This window comes from Pedobacter chinensis, assembly GCF_003339865.1.
In the GTDB taxonomy this organism is placed as follows: Bacteria; Bacteroidota; Bacteroidia; order Sphingobacteriales; family Sphingobacteriaceae; genus Pedobacter; species Pedobacter chinensis.
In genome coordinates this window covers 103,066-124,389 of record NZ_QPKV01000010.1, presented here as the reverse complement: position 1 = coordinate 124,389, position 21,324 = coordinate 103,066, and the positions used below count along the sequence as shown (strand labels likewise).

The following is a 21,324-nucleotide window of genomic DNA, read 5'->3' as shown; positions in this document are numbered from 1 at the left end:
GCCTTCAAACCTTTTAGCGTTCTACCTCTCCATTCACTTTATGCCAAATCATTACCTGGTTACCAAATATTTTAGAGAAACCTTTTACATCTTCTCCGCTCCAGGCATTATTCATTTCGCCGTAGCTGCCAAATTTATTGCTCATTAAATCGTGGTTCGATTCAATACCGATAATCTGGAAACGATATGGTAGTAGTTCGACAAATACTTTACCGCTCACTACCTTTTGCGTATCGGCTAAAAAAGCTTCAATATTCCTCATGATCGGATCGTGAAACTGACCTTCGTGCAACCAGTTTCCATAGAAAGAAGATAATTGTTCTTTCCAGCTTAACTGCCATTTTGTTAAAGTGTGTTTTTCTAAAGTGTGGTGTGCTTTAATAATGATTACCGGACCTGCGGCCTCAAAACCGACACGCCCTTTAATACCAATAATCGTATCGCCAACATGAATATCGCGACCGATTCCAAAAGGTTGAGCAATGGTCTGCAATTTTTGAATCGCCCTAACAGGTTCTAAACTTTCGCCATCAATGGCAACCAGCTCGCCTTTTTCAAAGGTTAATTCAATTTTACGGGATTCTGCTTCTGAAACCTGGGTTGGCCAGGCACTTTCCGGTAGAGTTTCGTGAGAAGTTAACGTTTCTTTTCCACCTACCGATGTTCCCCATAAACCTTTATTAATTGAATATTGTGCTTTTGCAGCGCTATACTCCACACCGTGTTCTGCTAAATATTCTATTTCCGCTTCGCGGGATAATTTTAAATCTCTGATGGGCGTGATGATTTCAACTTCAGGAATAAGAATATTGAAAATCATATCGAAACGAACCTGATCGTTACCCGCACCTGTACTTCCATGAGCTACATAATCAGCGCCGATTTTTTTAACATAATTGGCAATTGCAGTGGCCTGACTAACACGTTCTGCACTAACAGACAAAGGGTAAGTGGCATTTTTTAATACGTTTCCGAAGATTAAGTATTTAATGCAATCATTATAATAACTTTCTGTTTCATCTACCACAGCATGTGATGCCACACCCAAAGCGTAAGCTCTTTTCTCAATTTCCTGCAATTCTTCATCAGAAAAACCACCTGTATTTACAATTACAGAGTGAACTTCCAGGCCACGATCCTGAGCCAGATAAATACAACAAAATGAGGTATCAAGACCTCCGCTAAAAGCTAAAACAACTTTTTTCTTCATTACTTATTAAATAACAGGGTAAATAAAAACATCAATACTTTTAAGCCTGGTTTTGGCTTAGGTTTAACAACCAAACGTTGTTTGATGCGCATAAAACGCTCGTATAATTTGGGTTTCTTTTGTAATTCTTCTGCGAATTTTTTTGCTGCATCGTGCTTTTGAGTAGCAGGATCGTAAAGCATTGCTGTACACATACAGTTTTTACGTTCCTTCATTTTTAAAATCTCGAAGTTTACACAGCTTTGGCAACCTTTCCAAAATTCCTCATCCTGCGTTAACTCAGAATAAGTTACAGGCTCGTAACCTAAATCAGAATTGATTTTCATTACAGCCAAACCAGTGGTTAAACCAAAAATCTTTGCTTTAGGATATAAAGCTCTGGAAAGTTCGAAAACCTTTTCTTTGATGGCATGCGCCAAGCCTGCTTTTCTAAACTCAGGTGATACGATTAAGCCCGAATTGGCCACAAATTGCCCATGGCTCCACGTTTCGATATAGCAAAAACCTGCCCATCGCCCATCTTTATGAAATGCGATAACGGCTTTGCCCTCTTGCATTTTATTGGCAACATAATCCGGAGAACGTTTAGCGATACCGGTGCCGCGTGCTTTTGCAGATTCGGCCATCTCGGTTACGATCTGTTCAGCAAATACACGATGTTCAGGGAGTGCAACCTGTACAATAAATTCGTTAATATCCATTAATTTTCTAACGAAAAAATAAAAGTATTTTTGTTAATTGGGTTTTTAGAGAGGATCAATTCCTCGTACGTTTAGTATAGAGTACTAAATGCGTGGAGTAAAATTTTGCCGGCTTGTGGGATAATAAAACACAGGTTGGAAACGATTAATAAACAGACTTTTTCCAGGCATTAACTGCGCTGTGAAAACAGAAAGTTTATGTAAAAATTGTTTAATCATTTCTTGCGTATTAAAACGGCTTTAACTCTATTGAGATGCAAAGGTTTAAATAATAATTGAGTTACACAATATTTTTTAACTTTTTTACATTTTTATATTAATTGAAATTCATGAGATTTCCGGAAATTAATCTAATATTCTAATTAATTCATGATAAATCAACTTGCCTCATCTTCTGCAATTTTAACAATGTTAAAAAACGCCCGCAAACTTTAACATCCACTTAACATCATTTAACATCGTTCAATACTGAATAAACACAACATTTGCATATCTGTAGCGAATTCAATGTTGCTACCGTTTTATCAATACTTGTTTATTTAAATCAAACCCTAAAAAGTAATGAAGAACTTTACCCCAATTCTTTTTAAAAATTCAAAATTTTTTCCAGTTATCCTTCTATTCATTTCAGTAACATTCTTTGCTTGTAAAAAAGAGGAAAGCGACACTACTTTAAGTCAGCTGCGAGTGATCAATACCGCACCAACACTAGCCACTTATTACGCTTTTGTAAATGGCAGTTCAATTAGTTCTGCTGCCTTGCCCTACGGTGGCACTACCGCTTACGGAAATTATTCCTCAGGTTCATATGCCATAAAGTTCACCTCAGAAAACAATGCAGAAAGCTTGCTTACTAAAAATATTACTTTAAACCCTAACTCTTACCACAGTTTTTATCTCATTAATAAACCCGAAGCATTAGATGGCTTAACCATTACTGATGATTTGAGTTTACCATCAACCGACAAGGCTTATATCCGTTATATTAATTTATCTCCAGATGCGCCAGCGCTGGATTTAGCAAAAACAGGAGAAGCAACTGCACTTATTGGAAACAAAACTTACAAATCAGCAAGTGCTTTTATTGCCATCGCTCCAGGAACTTACACTTTCGATGTAAAAGAAACCTCATCAGGAACAGTGAAAGCAGTTTCTAACAGCATTACATTAGCAGCAGGATATCATTATGATATAATTTGCGGAGGCCTGCTAAATCCTTCGAGCGATATTGAAAGACCGCTTAATTTAATTGCAGTGACCATCAAATAGAATTTAACCCAAAAATCATATCGTTAAAGGGCCGCTATTTTGCGGCCTTTTTTTGAAATATAAAGCCCATCCCAAATTTAACATCTAATTGTAAAAGCTGATTATCAGCATATAACAACAACCATATTGTTAAAATCATACTACCTTATTTAGAATTGTTCAAAATAATTTGGATTATAAATTTTTCTACCGTTATTTTGCGGCTGTTTAGAATTAATCCAAATAAAATTTAACATGCATAAAATCAGACTCTTTAGTTTAACATCTTTACTCTCATTACTCTGTTTATTTTCATTTGCTCAGCAATTAGCAACAATAAAAGGCGTTGTTACCACATCAAATGGTAAACCAGTATCTTATATATCTGTTGGACTAAAAGGCCAGGGCCAGGGCGCTACCACAGATGATGAAGGTAAGTACAACATTAATCGGGTTAAGCCAGGAACTTATACCATTAAAGCTTCGGCTGTTGGCATAAATCCATCAGAACAAACAATCACAGTTTCAGCCGGAGAAACCAAAATTGTGAATTTTGTTTTGGTAGAAAATGATCAGGCTTTAGAGGAAATCACTATTGCAGGAAAAAACAACCGTTATAAAATCAGTCTTCCTTCTGCATCATTAAGATTGAATGAACCCTTATTAGAAGCACCTCAGAACATTCAAATTGTAAGTGATCAGGTAATCAAAGATCAGCAAATCATCAGCATGAGTGATGGTTTGATCAGAAATGTGAGTGGTGCGGTTCGCTTAGAACATTGGGGAGATATGTACACGAACATTACCATGCGTGGATCTCAAATTCAGGCCATGCGTAACGGTTTTAATGTGGTATCTTCTTTCTGGGGTCCGTTAACAGAAGATATGAGTTTTGTAGATCATATTGAATTTGTTAAGGGGCCGGCCGGTTTTATGTTAGGCAATGGCGACCCAAGCGGCATGTACAATGTAGTAACTAAAAAACCTACAGGTTTTAACAAGGGAGAGGTTTCTTTCACATTGGGAAGTTATGATTTATATAGAACTGCTGTAGATTTCGACCGAAAACTAACCAATGATGGAAAATTATTATTTAGATTAAATGCTGCAGTTCAAAGCAAAGGATCATTCAGACCATATGAACAAAATGACCGTTATAGTATCGCTCCCGTTTTGAGCTACCAGATCACTGATAAAACTAAATTGACCGCTGAATATACTTTGCAAAATGCAAAAATGACCGAAGTTGGTTCTTACTATATTTTCTCTCCAAATGGTTATGCAACTTTCCCGCAAGAGTTGACCATGACTCAACCAGGATTACCTCCAACCCGTATTAACGACCATAGCTTATTTTTAAACTTACAGCACAACTTTAGTAATACCTGGAAATTAACGGCACAAGCTGCTTATTTCAAATATTTGCAGAATGGATATAGCTCATGGCCATCAGCAGTTAATGCTGATAATACTGTGATCAGGAATGTTGGCATCTGGGATGCAGAAAGCACTATGAAATTGGCACAATTATTTATCAATGGCCAGGTTAAAACCGGTGGCATTAACCATCGTATTTTAGCTGGATTTGATGGGGGAAAGAAAAATTATATGGCAGATTGGGGTCAATCTCACGATTTGGATTTACCTACATCTCCATTTGATCTTAATAATCCGGATTACGGTTTCCCAGGTAACGGATATCCAAACTTCGACCGTTTCACACCATTAACACAAAGGGCTATTAATGCTGGTGGTTTAATGGATTCCAAATATTTAAGTGGTTACGTTCAGGATGAATTAGGATTTTGGGAAAACAGAATCCGCTTAACATTGGCTGGTCGCTATACTTATGTAAGTCAATCGGCTTGGGGTGGTTCTCCCGACAAAGCCAAGCACGTTACTCCTCGTGTTGGCTTAAGTGTCTCGGTTGATAAAAGCACCTCTGTTTATGCGGTATACGATCAATCATTTATTCCACAAAGCGGATTTTTACGTGATGGAGGAAAAGTTGAACCAATCACAGGTACCAATTATGAAATCGGAGTTAAGAAAGATTGGTTTGATGGCAAATGGAATACTACATTATCTGCTTATAGAATCTTCAAACAAAATGAGTTAACTGCTGATCCAACCAATACACCCGGCCAAAACTTCAGCGTGGTTTTAGGAGAAAAGAGAGCGCAAGGAATTGAGTTTGATTTAAGGGGTAAGATCACAGACGGATTAACTTTAATTGCAAACTATGCCTACACTGATGCAAAAGTAACAGAGGTTACTCCTGGTGTTACCGGAATAAATGTAGGCGATGTTATCCCTGGTTTCTCTAAACATGTTGCCAATGCCTGGTTAACTTACACTTTGCAAAACGGCGCATTAAAAGGTTCGGGTATTTCCGGAGGCTTTACATACCTGGCTGATCGAGCAACTGATACCTGGAGTGTTGGATTACAAAAATTACCAAACTATTTTAAACTTGATGGTGGTTTATTTTATGAACATACTAAGTTTAAAGTTACTGCTAATGCATTTAACATCTTAAATAAATACTTGTTTAGTGGCTCGTATTATGAGTGGTTAAGCGCTTATTACTATCAAGCTGAAGCACCAAGAAATTACAGAGTAAGCGTAGCTTATAAATTTTAATCAAAAGCCAGTAAAATTTGTCAGATAGTTTTACTGGCTTAAACACTTAAACCGAAATATGATGAAAACGAAATTATCCCTATTATTTTTTCTTGTGGCATTTAGTGTGTCAAGTGCCTTCGCACATGCATTATGGATTGAAACACCAGCAAATGGAAAAAAAGGCCAGGCGCAGGAAATAAAAATATTCTTTGGAGAATATGAAGCAAATGAACCAGATTCGGCAGCAAAATGGTTCAGCAATTTAAAAGAGTTTAAATTAGTTTTAACAGCTCCAAACGGCACTACCAAGGTTTTAACGGCTTCGCCAGATGTATATTTCTACAAAGCCAGTTTCACTCCAGATCAAAATGGAACCTACAAATTATCTGTTGTACATGAAGTTGCAACAGTTTATGAGCACGCCAAAATAGAATATTATGCATTTGCTGATGTAAATGTTGGAAATTCAAAAATAAATACTGCTTTTCCTGTTGAAGCAGCTTTAACCATCAGACCAGATAAACATGTTTTAAAAGTTGGCGAATCATCAATACATCAGGTAATTTACAATAAAGCTCCTTTTGCCAACCAAAAAATAACGTTGGTAAATCCTGAAAGAAAAACAATACCAACAGAAACAGATGAAAACGGGAAATTCACATTCAAACCTGAGCAAAAGGGCAACTATTTCCTCGAAGCTTTCACTGAAGAAAAAGTTCCTGGAAAATTAAATGGAAAAGACTACGAAAAAGTGTGGCATTTAGTAACTTATACTACTCAAGTTAATTAGTATAAACTATTATCGATTTTTATAACCAATTGGCAAATAAAACTGCCAATTGGTTCTTTATTAAATACAGCTTTAATGGCATTAACAAAACAAGCTCAGAAAAAACCAAAAAAATCACGATTAAGAAGAATAAGTGATTGGCTACATTTATGGCTGGGCATAGCATCAGGCCTTGTGGTTTTCCATTTGGGAGTAACGGGCTGTATTTTTGCCTTTCAAAAAGAGATTACTGAATTTATCCACAAAAAAGAGTTCTATGTAGATGTACCTGCCAAAGCCCAAACCTTACCATTAAGTACATTAAAAGCTTCAGCTGAAAAGGCTTTGGGAGGAAAGAAAAAAATCACTTTTATTACTGCTTATAAAACTCCTGATCGGGCCTGGGAATTTGGTGTTTACAAAGGAGGCAATCCGGATGCATTTTGGTATTTTGATTCAATCGACTACTACGACCTGGTTTTCATGAATCCATATACCGGAAAAGCAACATTGGTAGCCGATTATAAATATGAATTTTTCGGTATTATTAAAATGCTTCATTGGAGCTTTTTGATTAACCACCCAATTGGCCAGCAAATAGTAGGCTGGGCAACTTTTATTTTTGTTTTCCTGCTTATTTCAGGGATAATCATGTGGTGGCCCAAAAACCTTAAAAAATCTAATTTCGATAAGAGTTTTAAAATCAAGTGGTCAGCCAAATTTAAGCGTGTTAACTACGATTTACATAATGTTTTGGGCTTTTATGTAATGACAATCTGCTTGATGCTTGCATTAACAGGAATGGTTTGGGCATTTCAATGGTTCCAGGCTACAGTATATGTTGTTGCCGCCAGAAGCACAACCCCACCAACCCAGGTTGATGTAAAATCTGATTCGACCAAAACCATTTCTGCAATACCTTTTGATGTAGCTTTTGAACAGGCAAAACAAAAATTTACCGATGCCGACAGAATAGGCATGTCGCCTGCTGAAGGCGGAACAGCCACTATTTATGCTACCGGTTACCGTGGCGATGAAACGTACTGGAATTATGATCTCATCCAATTTGATCAATATTCAGGTAAATTACTTAATCGCAAAAATCAATCTGACAAAAATGCCGGGGAAGTGGTAATCGGTATGAATTACGATATTCATGTCGGTGCAATTTTAGGTTTGCCTGGAAAGATTTTGGCTTTCTTCGCGAGCTTTATTGCCGCCAGTTTACCAATTACAGGCTTTATTATTTGGTGGGGCAAAAAGAAAAAAAAGAAAAATCCTGCAGTTGCAGAAAATTAAATAAACCATATAATTATTATAAAATGAAAATTTTAAACTTAATCTTAGTACTTACAGGGCTTACAGCTCTTAGCGCTAATGCTCAAGATAAACTGGAGCAAGATAGAAAAGCGATTAAATCATTAGCTGGTTTCTACGAAGTGAATTTTAATTATGGAGAAGTAACCTCTCCTGATCCAAATTACAAGTTCAGCAAACCTTACGAAAGCCATGGCAACGAATGGGCAGAAATTATTGTTGATGAACCAAAAAGAATTGTTATTCAACACATGCTGGCCATTAATGATACCACAGTAATTAAACACTGGCGTCAGGACTGGACTTATGAGGACCCTGAAATAATGCTTTACACGCAAGATAATGCCTGGAAAAAAGTAACCTTAAACCCTGCCGATGTAAAAGGCAAGTGGACTCAAAAGGTTTATCAGGTGGATGATAGTCCGCGTTACCAGGGTTACGGAACCTGGAGCCATGTTGGTGGTCATGATTCGTGGCAAAGCGAAACCGATTCTCCACTACCAAGAAGAGAATCTACAGTTCGTAAAGACTACAATGTTTTAAATCGTGGCAGCAGAATTACCATTACTAAAGATGGTTGGATGTTTGAGCAAGACAACAAAAAAATTGTTCGTACACCACAAGGCGATAAATTAATTGCTGTTGAAAAAGGCTACGAGGAATTTACTAAAATCGATCCTAAAGTTTTTGCTTATGCTCAAAAATGGTGGAATAGCCAAAAAACCTATTGGGCAGATGTTCGTGATGTTTGGGCTGATTTAGCTAAAACATCTAAAACTGATTTCAAAGTACAAACCAGAGCTAACGGAAAATTACTTTACGAAACTTTATTCAGCTTAGGAGATCAATCAATCAAAGAAAAATGGACTGCGACTCAAAATAAAGAGAAAATTAAAACGGCTTTACAACCTTATTTGGTTAAATAAAGAACTTGTTTTACAGCCACTAATGGTTGACGATTAATAACAATGGTTTATTGATCGTCAACCATTTTTTATTGGATTAAATTTCAATATCCTTAAATTACAGCCATGAAAAACTTTTTGATTTTATTTGTGCTGTTATCTACTTCTTTTTGTTACGCTCAGGATTCCGTTTATACCCGCAAAATGGTCAATACACTTAGCTCGAAAGAATTTTGGGGCAGAGGTTATACTAAAGATGGAATGAAAAAAGCAGCAGATTTTTTAGCAGCAGAATACAAAAAATTAGGATTAATTCCATTTTCAGATAGTTATAAGCAAGATTTTAATTTCCCGGTTAATACTTTTCCTGGAAAAATGATGGTTCAGATTAACGGCAAAAAACTGATCCCGGGCAAAGATTTTATCGTAAGCAATGAAAGCCCGGGCATTAAGCAAAAGGCAACCTTAATTCCAATTGATAGTTTAAATTATCAGGCATCTCCATTTTTGAAAGTTTCCTTAAAAGATAAACTTACCTGGTCAGTAGGTACTGAAGTTGGCAATAACACACAAATCCAGATTAATAAAAAGAACTTTACAGAAACGCCCAAAGAAATCAATGTTGAGATTGAGAATAAATTCATTGAAAATTTTAAAGCTTCGAATGTTTGTGGTTTGTTAAAAGGCACAAAATATCCCGATTCTATCTTGATCATTACCGCACATTATGATCATTTGGGCGGAATGGGGAAAGATACCTATTTTCCCGGAGCTAACGATAATGCAGCTGGCATCGCCACTTTATTAAGCCTTGCCAAATATTATGCTACAAATCCACCACCCTTCTCTGTCGGTTTTATTTGTTTTGCTGCAGAAGAAGCTGGTTTGCTGGGTTCCCGATATTACACCCAAAATCCTTTGTCGCCATTAAGCAACATAAAATTTCTTATTAATTTAGATTTAGTTGGAACCGGCGAGGCTGGAATGACAGTTGTTAATGCAACAGTTTATCCCAAAGCTTTTTCACTTTTAAATGAAATTAATGATGAACACAAATACATTTCCAAAATAAATCCAAGAGGTAAAGCTGCGAACAGCGATCACTATTTCTTTAGTGAAAAAGGCGTTCTGGCTTTCTTTATTTATACACAGGGCGGGCCAACGGCTTATCATGATGTATTTGATAAACCTGAAACTTTGCCACTTACAGAATACAATGATCTTTTTAAACTGATTGTTAATTTTAATAAGAAAATAATGGAATAATATCTCCTTTTTTAGGACGAAAGTACTGGGAGCTGATCTCAACTGCTGGTTTTAAGAGATTAACCGGCAATTTTCGTTTTATCTTTTTGGGATAATATTCCAACCCTTTGGGATAATTAAATATACAGGCCAAACGTAGTTTTTCATCTTTGAATCAATAAAAAACGAAAAATGATTTATTATGAGAACTGTACTAAACTGCTGCCTTGCATTATTATTTTTAATTGGCTTATCGATTAAAACCAATGCTCAAAATCAACTCGAAATTGTAATTGTAGGTTCCAGCCATGACAATTCGAAATCGACTCAAAATTTCCAGGCGATTATCGATAAACTGAAAAACTTTAATCCGGATATGGTCTTCGGAGAATATCTTCCAGCGGAAGATTATGCAAAACTGGAGGATGATCACTGGGCAAAAAAAGCATTCAGAAAAGGCCATGATTATCTGGAAAGGCTAAATCCTAAAACAGTGAAAGATCTTCCCTCTAAAATTAAAAAAGATAAGAAAGCTTTGGCATCGTTTGCCTATTTCCACAAAACCAGAATGAATTTAGCTGTTCATTATGCCAAAAATTGGGATAGAGGAAATACCGAGTATCAGATCTTCGTATTGGAAAACTACATGAAAGATAAGTTTGGTAAAGAGGAACGGGCAGCTTATTCAAAAGTACTCGGAAATACCGACTCATTACAAAAAGCAGGCTTATATAGAACTGGTAGTGAGTACTCGAAGATTTACTTCCCTTTAATTTATCAATTAAAGCAAGATCAAATTTACAATATGGACTGCCAAACATATGATAAACCCTGGAATGAGGCATGGAGAAAAACAGATTCTTTATATAAAATGATGATCGCAAAAGCTAAAGCAGATTCGACTTCGGTAGAGGCAACAACGATAAAGGAGATGGAAGCTTATACAAGTTACACTCCGGAAGAATTAAAAGCATTTAATACAGATCCATATGCCGGAATGAATACCGAAAAATATGGAATTTTAGATGAAGCCTGGAATTTTTATGGTGGCAGTCACTTCTATGGATACCCGGGGTTCCCTACCGAATCAGTCAAAGCGATGATGAAACAATGGATGCTAAGAAATGAGGGCATGTGTAAAAACATCCTCGATCAGGCAAAGGCAAAAAAAGCAAAAAGAGTGGTAGTTGGTGTTGGCGCATCACACCGAATATGGATGGAAGAAATTTTAGCTAAAAATCCAGATGTAAAGATTATAAACTACAATGATTTACACTAAAAAACACTCAAATATAAATCCTCCGCGGCCTTCTCTCTGGAGGATTTATATTTTATGGATTTCGATTCAAAAAACATTTAGCTATCGAATCTTTTAAAGGCGCTTAAGGCCCTGTCGATTCAGCATCGATTATTTTTATACATTGGACTCGACCTGTACACTCCTCTTACTGAATAAGTTCAGTTTCCTAATTATTTGTAATTTTTTTGATGCTGTTTGCAACTAATCATACGCAACACTACTTTTACCTAAAAACTTAGTTATTTGTTTTAAAGATGCAACACTTTTTGTTTTTGGGCGTCTGTAAAGTAATTAACCAAACCAAATGTATTCATCACATTTTGGTAACCATTCATCACATTTTTAAAAACCAGGTAAAAAAAGCCTTTATTTTTAGATTTCCCTTATTAAGAAGCACCTATGAAGAAACTCTTACTTTCAATTGCCTTTTGCCTGATTTTCTATACTCTTTTCGCCCAGAAAAATGGAAGTATTACCGGCATTTTAGCTGACAGCACCAACCATAAAACAACTCTGAACTATTCTACGGTTTCAGTTTATAAAGTTGGAGATAGTATATTAACCACCTACAAATTATCGGATGACAAAGGTGTTTTCAAAATCAATAATCTATCAACAGGAATAAAATACAGATTGGTAATTACAGCCTGGCAGTATGGAACCTACCGAAAAGAAGTAGAATTGACGGCACAAAATCCGGCAATAAATCTTGGAACACTTTATTTGTCTACAAAGGCAAATGACCTTAACGAAATTGTGATTACAGCAGAAAGGCCTCCGGTAATTGTTCGTAAAGATACCATCGAATTTAATGCAGAATCTTTTAAAACCTTACCATCGGCGGTGGTAGAAGATTTATTGAAAAAACTGCCTGGAGTTTCAATCGCCCAGGACGGTTCGATACAGGTAAATGGGAAAACGGTTAGCAAAATCCTCGTAGATGGAAAGGAATTTTTCGGTGGAGATCAGCAAATCGCAACTAAAAACCTGCCTGCAAACATCATCGATAAAGTGCAGGTAGTAGATGATAAGCAGGCAAAAAGACGTGATCCGGATTTAACTGAAGCTGAAATTCCTCAAATCATTAATTTAAAACTGAAGAAAGCCATTAAACAGGGAGCTTTCGGAAAGTTGTATGCCGGTGGCGGAATAAAAGATCTTTACCAGGCTGGTGGACTGATGAATTTTTTCAGGGATACCACCCAGGTAAGTGTACTTGCGTATGGCAACAATATTAATCAGCCTGGTTTCAATCCCAGTGATGTGCAACGCATTGGTGGTTTTAACCGCAGCGGCGTAAACTCCATGATGATGACCTCAGGCGGCTATTTCGAATTCAATGGTATTAGTTTTGGCGGTTCTTACAATGGCGTTCAAACCTCATCGGGTGGGGGCTTTAACTTCAATACCATTACCAAAAAAGGCCTTAAAATTAACATGCAATATTTCTTTGGCCGATCGGATAACTTGTTGGAAAAGCTAACGAACACCAATCAGACATTGGGTAACGATCGTTTAATTACCAACTCCGATGAGCAGACAAACGCACTTACCTTAAAACATAATGTCCGCGGAAAAATAGATTGGAAAATCGACTCACTGACCCAACTTACTATTGAACCGGCAATAATATTAAACTCGAACAATTCGGTCAGTACGATCTCTTCTAATAATAACAATGCAAACGGAGAATTAATTAATACCCTGCAAAATCTGAATGATAGAAACTCATCTAGCAACAGATATCAAATTATTGCCGATTATAGCAGGGATTTTAAAAAAGCAGGACGATCTTTTAACATTGGCCTTGATGCATCGACAACGCCAAATCCGGTATTAACCTATAACAGAAGTAACAGTGTTTTTTATCTCACTCCATCCACTTCTGAAGTTGATCAGCTTAGAAATAATTCAATAGAAAATTTCAGGACCTATATTTATACCAATTATACCGAGCCCATTAGTAAGAGTTTAAATTTCAAGGTAGATTTGAGCGGGAATATCATCAGCAATGAGAATGCATTAAATACTTTTTATAGAAACCCCGCTAATCAATTATACGACATTGCAATTCCAGACCTCACTCAAACCGTTGAGCAAAAGGGCTTTAAAACCAATGCAAATTTCAGCCTGCGTTATAAAATCACCAAGGATCTGTTTGTGCAGCCCGGTTTTGTACACAACTATATTTCTTTAAATAATCGCTTTACTACGGGTAGCGATATCAATCAACGTTTCAATTTTATATGGCCAACTTTTATGCTTAAGTATAAAATTTTTACACTTACTTACAATGCAAGATTTACCGAACCTGATGTAAATTATCTTCAACCTGTTGCTGATAACACCAATGCATTTTACATCAGAAACGGGAACCCCGCACTTGTTCCGGCCAGAACACAGAGCTTGAACTTAAATATGTACAAGTATGATCCTAAAAACCTCATTAATTATAACTTATATGGTTATGGCAATTTTACCAAAAATGGCGTTATCAATACAACAACCATAAGCAATGGCGTTCAAACAATAACACCTATTAATGCGAGCGGTATTTATAGTTTCAATGGTGGTGCCAATGCCTCAAAAGATTTTAAGTTTAATAAAACGACCCTGAAAGTCGGTGCAGGTTTTTGGATGAACTTTAATCATACTCCGGTAATCATCAACAACATTCGTAGCGATGCTGATGTGTATTACATTGGACCAAACGGAGGCATACGGCTTAATTTAAACGATTTTGTAGAAATTAATCAATCCTACTCGGTAAATTTAAATCGCAGCCATTATGATGATAGTTATTACACTAATCTAAGTTACAATACACACCAAAGCTCTTCCGAATTGATCATCAGGTATCCTAAAAAAGTGGTTTTCGAAACCAATTACTCCATGACTATAAATACACAGCAAATTGCGGGCTATAATAACAATATTAAATTTTGGAATGCAGCTGTAACTTATTTGTTTATGAAAAATGATAGAGCACAGCTAAAATTTTCTGTAAATGATATTTTGCAAAGTAATGTACGCAGAAATGTTCAGATTACCGGAAATAGCATTATCGATACACAAAGCAATAATTTGGGAAGATACGGAATGTTAACACTTACGTATAACATTCAAAATTTCGGCCAAAAAGTAGGTGGCAGGCAAACGTTTTTTAATTTTTAAAGGCTTAAGAAATCTTTGCGATTCGAAATCATCCTCGTCTGCAACGGAGGGCGATACGGATAAATGATGTTGAAATTCTTTAGGTATTTCCCGCAGATGCCGCTGATTAATGCAGAAAAAAATAACTCTGCATACATCTTTTTAAATCTGCGGGATATTTTTCCATAAAAACAAAGCCCTTACACACTAAATTCGGGGTTCACAGTTTTCTTCTTTTAAATTATTTGCTCAAAGATGCTTGTTAGGAATTTGGACTTAGCTTAACCAAATATTGATCTTCGCCATCATCAAAAATGATCTCGCAATCCCAGCCCGTTTCTTTTGCAATGGTTTTTATGGTTTCTTCATCTACATAAATCCAGTTAAACCAATTACCTTTTTCGCCTTTATATTCATATTGATATGAAACTTCTCCGTAGTATTGATTTAAGGGTTTCGGCATGTCTTCATACAAATATGAAATGTCTGATGAGTCAAAAATGACTTGCCCGCCCGGATTTAAGAGGCTTTTTAATCTGATCAGAAAATCTTTGAAACCAGGTAAGGTTCCTGTTAAGCCAATGCCATTCATTAACATTAAAATGGTATCGAATTTTTCCTGATAGGTAAAAATATCCTGAAGCAATGCTTTTTTCACACCGCGATCTTTCATGATATTAACCGCTGCTTCTGAAACATCAATTGCAGTAACATCAACATTAAAGGCCTGCAAAAGTAAAGCATGACTCCCCACACCTGCACCAATGTCTAACACCTTTCCTTTGCACATGTGCAGTGCCTGTAATTCTAAACCGGGCATATCTTCATCATCACGAAAGAAAAATTCCAGAGGCATTTCTTCCGGTTCGCCATACGAATTATGCAGCCAGAGTGTATCGGCTTCGCCGGTTTTATAAATATCAGTAAGTGCTTTACCAAAAACATCCATAGGAGGCAAAGATAGTGAGGAAAGCTGAAAGACTAAAGGAAATGGCATGGAGGATAGTGCTTTTATTAAGCGATCCGTTATTGCTGAAGCAAGAGACAATTTTTCTAGTAAAAGAAATACTTCTTGCTTCAGCAATGACTGAATTTAAACTTATTCCAGCTCAAACTCCTGATGATATTCAGGAATGGCCACATGTTTAAACCCTTGCTCTTTTAACTTGGTTGCGAAATTTTGCTGAACATCGTATTCTCCATGAACCAGAAACAGTTGCTTCACTTTAGCAGGATCCTGACAGGATAAAAACTTTAATAAATCTTCGTAATCGCCATGGGCACTCATTGATTTTATTGATCGCACTTCGGCCCTAACTTCATATTCATCTCTAAAAATTTCAACTACTTTTTGACCAGCAATTAATCTTCCGCCAAGTGATTTCGGTTCGCAATAGCCAACCATTAAAATGGTGTTTTTCTGATTGCCAATGTTGTTTCGGATATGATGTTTTACTCTCCCAGCCTCGGCCATTCCAGATGCCGAAATAATTACACAAGGTCGTGGATCCTGATTCAGGTTTTTTGATTCTTCTACGCTTTCAATAAAACGCAAACCTTTAAAAGCAAAAACATCGTGATCTATCTTTAGTGTGTTCTTCACTCCATTGTTATAAACCTCAGGATGGTTTTTTAAAATCTCAGTTGCTTTTGAAGATAGCGGACTATCTACATAATAAGAAACATCAGGCAATTTACCTTTCAGCTCCAAACCATTTAAAGCATACAGCAATTCCTGGGTTCGTCCAACAGCGAAAGCCGGAATAATCACTTTACCCTTTTTAACATTGCAGGTATGGTTGATGATTTCTAACAGCATATTTTCAATTGGTTCCAGATCTTTATGGAGAGAATCGCCATAAGTAGATTCCATTAAGATATAATCTGCCTGGTTGAATTGTTGCGGACTTTTTAACAATAAATCGCCATAGCGACCAACATCGCCAGAAAAGGTAATTTTTGTCGATTTTCCATCTTCATTAATTGTCAAGTGAACTGCAGCACTTCCTAAAATATGGCCGGCATCAGTTAATTTCAAATGTATGCTTTCATCAATCTGAAAATCTTCTTCATATTCCACAATTTTCATCTGACTTAATGTTTTCATTACATCTTCTTCAGTATAAAGCGCCTCCTCCATTTCTTCGCCTTCACGTAAATGCCGGTTAGAAAATTCAGCATCCTGCATTTGAATCTTAGCCGAATCCATCATTAATATCCGAGCTAAATCCATTGTTGCGGGCGTACAAAAAATCTTTCCACTGAAACCATCAGCAACTAATTTTGGCAATAAACCGCAATGATCAATATGTGCGTGTGATAAAATGAGATACGTTATCTTTTTAGGATCAAACCCGAAATAATCGTTCAACTTATCGGTAACTTCTCCCATTCCCTGAAATAAGCCACAATCCAATAATATTTGAGTATTATTTTTTAGGGCAATAAGGTGCTTGCTCCCCGTAACTGTACGGGCAGCGCCATGAAAAGCAATTTTCATTTAGATACGGTTAGAATATAGAATTAAAATGCCGGATATTACCGGCATTTCCAATTCTTAAGCATTTACTTCTGCTATTTTATCTTTTACCTTATCTGCAACACCAACAGCTTTATCAGCTAAACCAGCTAATTTATCTTTTGATGATTCTAATAAATCAGCAAAAAAATCAGATACTTTACCTTTCAGATCGCTGGTAGAATCTGAAGATAATGCTAAAGCTATTGTTGCTCCTAATGCTGCTCCGGCTAATACGCCTACTATAATTTTTGTTTCCTTTGTCATAATCTTTAATTCTTTAGTTAATAAACATATTTAACCCGTTGGTGTTTTATTTTTTTTATCATACAAAAACCAATCCATAATGAAGTGTATATTTTTTATAAATCTTGATAACACTATTTATTTTACAAAACCGAACCAGGAAGTTTTAATGCGTGGATTATACGACCTTTTAGATCAACAGGATTTAGGCATTTCTGATGAGAAATATCAATCAGCAAAACAAGAAATGTTAAGAATTCCGTTTTTGAAAGTTGCTCAGAAATATGGTTTTAAAAAAGATGTCATTGATCAAGCTGTGGAATTCTTAACCAATCGGGAAGTAACAAAACCTTTAATTCCGGGAAATGACTATCATTATATTAAAAGCTTAAAAGGCAGAAAATTTATCGTAACCGCCGGGTTTCCAAAGCAACAAAACTCAAAAGTTAAAATGTTAGGCATAGCTGATGATTTTGAAGAAGTTTATGTGGTTGATGTATCAAAAACGAATAAGAAAGAAGCTTTCATCGAGCTCATTCAGAAATATGATCTGAATAAAGAGGATATTTTAGTAATTGGCGATGATGCCGAATCAGAAATAAAATTTGGATTGGAACTCGGACTGGAAACATTTCTTTTAGATCCCGATAATCTTTATCCAAATGCTAAAAGCACTTACATAGGAAAAGATTTAACTCAATTGCATCAGGCAGCAGGACAATAAAAGGAGAAGTCAAGTTTTTAAAAAACTGTTCTTTTTGGATGCAGATCATTTTATCTAAACGTTAAATATCCTTTCTCTGAAAAGAGCTTGACCTAATCGCTTTAAGCAGCGGGGCAATAAAAGAGAAATCAAGTTTTAAAAAAACTGTTCTTTTGGGATGCAGATCATTTTATCCAAACGTTAAATATCCTTTCTCTGAAAAGAGCTTGACCTAATCGCTTTAAGCAGCTGGGCAATAAAAGAGAAGTCAAGTTTTTAAAAAACTGTTCTTTTTGGATGCAGATCATTTTATCTAAACGTTAAATATCCTTTCTCTGAAAAGAGCTTAACCTAATCGCTTTAAGCAGCAGGACAATAAAAAGAGAAATCAAGTTTTAAAAAAACTGTTCTTTTGGGATGTAGATCATTTTATCCAAACGTTAAATATCCTTTCTCTGAAAAGAGCTTGACCTAATCGCTTTAAGCAGCGGGGCAATAAAAGAGAAGTCAAGTTTTTAAAAAAACTGTTCTTTTTGGATGCAGATCATTTTATCCAAACGTTAAATATCCTTTCTCTGAAAAGAGCTTGACCTAATCGCTTTAAGCAGCGGGGCAATAAAAGAGAAGTCAAGTTTTAAAAACTTGACTTCTCTAAAATAAATAATTTGATTAAAATTAAAAAAGTCCCGATTTTCATCGGGACTTCAATCAATCTATCCTCTACCACCTCTTGATGGTCTTCCTCCTTCAGAGCCACTTCTTTCGCCACCCCCTCTTTGTTGCTGAGGCGCTTCTGTTCTTCTTTGTTCCTGGCGCTGTTGCATTTGTTGTTGCTGCTGCGCTCTTTGTTGTTGAACCTGAGCCTCGCGTTGAGCACGTTGCTGTTCAGCTTGCTGATTACGTTGTTGTTGCATTTGTGCATCACGTTGTGCCCTTTGCTGCTCCATCTGTTGTGAACGTTGTTGCTGCATCCGAGCATCGCGTTGTGCTCTTTCTTGCTGTTGAGCTTGTGCTTGTTGTGCACGTTGCTGTTCCATTTGCTGACTACGCTGCTGTTGCATTTGTTCGTTACGTTGAGCACGTTGTTGCTCCGCTTCCTGAGAACGTTGTCTTTGCATTTCCTGCGAACGCTCTTCATTGCCCCTCACGTCACGTTGAGCACGTTGTTGATTCTGGTTCATGCGATCTTGCTGACTACGTTGCTGATTCTGACCTCTGTTCGCATTCTCTTCTCTATTTCGCTGATCAGTTTCACTTGCATTTCCGCGTTCAATCCGGCCGTTTGAATTTCTATTATAAGCTTCGCCTCTGTTGTTAGGTTGATTATTATCTCTACCTACATTCGCATCGTTTCCTCTGTTTGGCTGACCATCGCGGTTATCATTTCTTGATCCAAGGCGGTTGTCATTATTTGCACTTCGATCATTATTGTTTCCTCCTCTTTGATCACGATTTGCATAGCCTTCGCTTCTATTACCTCTACTAATTCCTACATTACCCTGTTCATATTTTCTTGGCGCAGCATTACGATTATCAGCATTACGTTCTGGTCTTGGTCTGTAAATTGAAACCTCTTTTCCACCAACTCTGCTTGCACCCGGCCTGTTGCTTTGGGCATATCTATAAACGGTTACCTCACGATTAGTTGCTCTTCTGATATCCTCAATCCTCGGACCGCCATAATATGTTCTTCTATTATAAACATAAGTGTTGTTTATGATCGTGGTATTACGGATGTAGACATTGTTACGCCCGTAATCATACCTTGGGAAACTGGTAATGTAAATATTGCGTTGAGGAATAAAATTCCAGCAAAATGCCGGCACTACATAACGGCGGCCAAAACTTAAGTTAATGCTGATTGTTGGTGCCATTGGCGCCCAACCATAATAACCATCTCCGCTTCTCCAATCCACCCAGGCTGGTCCCCATACAGTATCTGGCAACCAAATCCATTGGCGGTAACTGTTAATTACCCAACGACCATAGTGAAATGGCGCCCAACCCCAGTCGTAATTAGAAACCCAGGTATTCCCATATTCAGTCATCGCCCAGCGACCATTGGTATAATAAGGGCGAAATTCGTTCTGATCTACATCAGGGCGCCAAACGTAACCATATTGAGGATCCTGAATCCAGGTTCCATATGGAGAAAGTTCATCGTAAAAGGTTTGCAAAGAAATATTTCCAGTGCTGTAACCATCATCCTGGTAGTCGTTTCGATAGTCTTGTGCCCTGACTAAGGTTGTGGTTCCGGCAAGGAGCGCAAAAAGCCCCAGCACAATTGCCGATTTTTTCAGTGTTTTCATTTGTGTGTTTATTTAATAACCTATTTTGTGTGTATCAATTAGAGAACCAAAAACATTGAAGGTTTAATATGCTTGCATAGTTTTTTGATTTTCTATGAAATATTGCCATTTAAGGCATATTTAACTCTTATTTAACGTTTTAAGCCTTGTATAATTGTGCAGAAAATAAGTCATTCAGAAATAAAATTTGCTACACTACTGTTTACAAAAGAGATTATATTGCTACACTGCAAAACTTTAAAACTTAAATTCTATTTATTGTAAGTATTTTTGCAATATGCAGAACGGCACTTTATACCTCATTCCTGTCCCTCTTGCTGAGGAGGCGGCACATAAAACCTTTACACCATATCTGGTTGATACCATTAATCAAATTGACACCTACATAGTAGAAAACAGCAAAACTGCCCGGCGCTTTTTAAAAGAAGCAGGGTTAAAAACTCCCCAAAAAGATTTAATTGTTCATGATTATGGTAAGCACAATCGCACCGATTTAGGACAGTTCTTCAATGAATTAAAAGTGGGTAAGGATGTTGGATTAATGAGTGAAGCTGGCTGCCCCGGCATTGCAGATCCTGGTGCAGAGATTGTTGCAGAAGCACATAAGCGCAGTATTAAAGTTGTTCCATTAGTAGGCCCGAGTTCTATTTTACTGGCTTTAATGGCATCTGGCTTTAACGGCCAGAGTTTTGCTTTTTGGGGTTATTTACCCATTGATAAAGAACAACGTACCAAACGGATCAAAGATTTAGATCTTTCTGCCAGTCGTTATAAACAAACGCAGATTTTTATTGAAACACCTTTCCGCAATAACCAGCTTTTTGAAGAAGTTTTAAAAAGCTGCAAGCCCAATACTCAGATTTGTATAGCCTGTAATTTAACTGGCGAAGATGAATTTATCAAAACCCAGAGTGTTTACAATTGGCGTAAAGAAGAAATTGATCTACATAAAAAGCCAACTATATTTTTGATGTATTAAAATCTTCAATTTTAGTGATATATTCTTTGGCCCGTGTTTTCACGGGCCTTTTTGTTTATAATGCTGCCTTCAAAAGCTTAATGTTTGAAACCTCTC

The 21,324-nt window shown here is 36.7% G+C and carries 16 protein-coding genes; 10 read left to right on the top strand and 6 right to left on the bottom strand.

Translation table 11 applies throughout. The features are described 5' to 3' along the window. Positions 1 to 13: 13 nt before the first annotated feature. Both argG and DU508_RS20035 read right to left on the bottom strand, forming a co-directional pair. Positions 14 to 1,210, bottom strand: a complete 1,197-nt coding sequence (argG, locus tag DU508_RS20040; RefSeq protein ID WP_115404549.1) for an argininosuccinate synthase — start codon at positions 1,208 to 1,210, stop codon at positions 14 to 16. After that, positions 1,210 to 1,911 (bottom strand): GNAT family N-acetyltransferase, encoded by a 702-nt coding sequence (locus DU508_RS20035; protein WP_115404548.1) that lies wholly within the window; start codon positions 1,909 to 1,911, stop codon positions 1,210 to 1,212. The genes argG and DU508_RS20035 overlap by 1 nt, the downstream gene beginning before the upstream one ends. Positions 1,912 to 2,472: 561 nt before the next feature. Between DU508_RS20035 and DU508_RS20030 the strand changes: the two genes are divergently transcribed. The 8 genes from DU508_RS20030 to DU508_RS19995 all read left to right on the top strand — a co-directional run bounded on the left by DU508_RS20030 (position 2,473) and on the right by DU508_RS19995 (position 14,494). Further along, positions 2,473 to 3,180 carry a DUF4397 domain-containing protein gene (locus DU508_RS20030; protein ID WP_115404547.1) on the top strand — a complete coding sequence of 236 codons (708 nt, stop codon included), beginning with the start codon at positions 2,473 to 2,475 and terminating at the stop codon, positions 3,178 to 3,180. Positions 3,181 to 3,414: 234 nt separating this feature from the next. Continuing rightward, complete coding sequence (locus DU508_RS20025; RefSeq protein ID WP_115404546.1) at positions 3,415 to 5,802, top strand: TonB-dependent receptor; 2,388 nt, start codon at positions 3,415 to 3,417, stop codon at positions 5,800 to 5,802. 58 nt (positions 5,803 to 5,860) lie between these two features. Further along, positions 5,861 to 6,574 (top strand): DUF4198 domain-containing protein, encoded by a 714-nt coding sequence (locus DU508_RS20020; protein WP_115404545.1) that lies wholly within the window; start codon positions 5,861 to 5,863, stop codon positions 6,572 to 6,574. A 75-nt stretch (positions 6,575 to 6,649) separates the two neighbouring features. After that, entirely contained in the window at positions 6,650 to 7,852 is a 1,203-nt protein-coding gene (locus DU508_RS20015; protein WP_115404544.1) for a PepSY-associated TM helix domain-containing protein, read from the top strand. Positions 7,853 to 7,875: 23 nt separating this feature from the next. Then, positions 7,876 to 8,796, top strand: coding sequence for a DUF6607 family protein (locus DU508_RS20010; protein WP_147273666.1), 921 nt, complete (start codon positions 7,876 to 7,878; stop codon positions 8,794 to 8,796). Between the two features lie 105 nt (positions 8,797 to 8,901). Next, a complete protein-coding gene (locus DU508_RS20005) occupies positions 8,902 to 10,041 on the top strand; it encodes a M28 family metallopeptidase (protein ID WP_115404542.1) in 1,140 nt (379 codons plus the stop codon). Positions 10,042 to 10,222: 181 nt separating this feature from the next. Next, the gene (locus DU508_RS20000; RefSeq protein ID WP_115404541.1) at positions 10,223 to 11,299 is read left to right on the top strand and encodes a DUF5694 domain-containing protein; all 1,077 of its coding nucleotides are present in this window, start codon (positions 10,223 to 10,225) and stop codon (positions 11,297 to 11,299) included. 420 nt (positions 11,300 to 11,719) lie between these two features. Continuing rightward, on the top strand, positions 11,720 to 14,494 hold the full coding sequence (locus DU508_RS19995; protein WP_115404540.1) for an outer membrane beta-barrel protein: 2,775 nt from the start codon (positions 11,720 to 11,722) through the stop codon (positions 14,492 to 14,494). 241 nt (positions 14,495 to 14,735) lie between these two features. Here the strand turns inward: DU508_RS19995 and DU508_RS19990 are convergent, their stop codons facing one another. The 3 genes from DU508_RS19990 to DU508_RS19980 form a co-directional block, all read right to left on the bottom strand. Beyond that, the gene (locus tag DU508_RS19990; RefSeq protein ID WP_115404539.1) at positions 14,736 to 15,422 is read right to left on the bottom strand and encodes a class I SAM-dependent methyltransferase; all 687 of its coding nucleotides are present in this window, start codon (positions 15,420 to 15,422) and stop codon (positions 14,736 to 14,738) included. Positions 15,423 to 15,572: 150 nt separating this feature from the next. Next, a complete protein-coding gene (locus tag DU508_RS19985; RefSeq protein ID WP_115404538.1) occupies positions 15,573 to 16,973 on the bottom strand; it encodes an MBL fold metallo-hydrolase RNA specificity domain-containing protein in 1,401 nt (466 codons plus the stop codon). Between the two features lie 57 nt (positions 16,974 to 17,030). Further along, complete coding sequence (locus DU508_RS19980; protein ID WP_115404537.1) at positions 17,031 to 17,258, bottom strand: YtxH domain-containing protein; 228 nt, start codon at positions 17,256 to 17,258, stop codon at positions 17,031 to 17,033. A 79-nt stretch (positions 17,259 to 17,337) separates the two neighbouring features. Here DU508_RS19980 and DU508_RS19975 point away from each other — a divergent pair, with 79 nt between their 5' ends. Further along, positions 17,338 to 17,961: an HAD family hydrolase gene (locus DU508_RS19975; RefSeq protein ID WP_115404536.1), complete on the top strand. Its 624-nt coding sequence runs from the start codon at positions 17,338 to 17,340 to the stop codon at positions 17,959 to 17,961. Positions 17,962 to 18,653: 692 nt separating this feature from the next. Here the strand turns inward: DU508_RS19975 and DU508_RS19970 are convergent. After that, on the bottom strand, positions 18,654 to 20,249 hold the full coding sequence (locus tag DU508_RS19970) for a DUF6600 domain-containing protein (protein WP_199562752.1): 1,596 nt from the start codon (positions 20,247 to 20,249) through the stop codon (positions 18,654 to 18,656). 277 nt (positions 20,250 to 20,526) lie between these two features. Between DU508_RS19970 and DU508_RS19965 the strand changes: the two genes are divergently transcribed. Further along, positions 20,527 to 21,228, top strand: a complete 702-nt coding sequence (locus tag DU508_RS19965; RefSeq protein ID WP_115404535.1) for an SAM-dependent methyltransferase — start codon at positions 20,527 to 20,529, stop codon at positions 21,226 to 21,228. The last annotated feature ends 96 nt before the right edge of the window (positions 21,229 to 21,324 follow it).